Raw genomic sequence first — 343 nt, 5'->3', positions numbered from 1 at the left:
GAACTGCCCATTTTGAGGTCACCCGGTGAGCGTGGCGGAGGCTGCCGCAGTCCCATCCGGCGAGGCGCAAAGCGGCGCCGCCGAAGCCATCCACGTCGAAAACCTGCACAAGAAGTTCGGCCAGCTGCATGTGCTGAAGGGCGTGTCGCTGTCGGCGCGCGACGGCGAGGTCATCGCCATTATCGGCGGTTCGGGCTCCGGCAAGTCGACGCTGCTGCGCTGCATCAACGGGCTGGAGACCATCGATGAAGGCTCGATCGTCGTCGCCGGCGCCCAGTTCCTGTCCGACGAGGCGCATCTCAAGGCGTTGCGCCTGAAGGTCGGCATGATTTTTCAGCAATTC

Annotated in this window: 1 protein-coding gene; it reads left to right on the top strand. The window is 64.1% G+C overall.

The features are described from left to right. Positions 1–25 precede the first annotated feature (25 nt). On the top strand, positions 26–343 hold a 318-nt coding region (locus tag EN852_RS37095), incomplete at its 3' end, for an ATP-binding cassette domain-containing protein (protein ID WP_135879781.1).

Origin of the sequence: Mesorhizobium sp. M2E.F.Ca.ET.209.01.1.1 (genome assembly GCF_004010375.2) — a bacterium.
Classification (GTDB): Bacteria; Pseudomonadota; Alphaproteobacteria; order Rhizobiales; family Rhizobiaceae; genus Mesorhizobium.
This window is presented reverse-complemented; position numbering and strand designations above follow the sequence as displayed.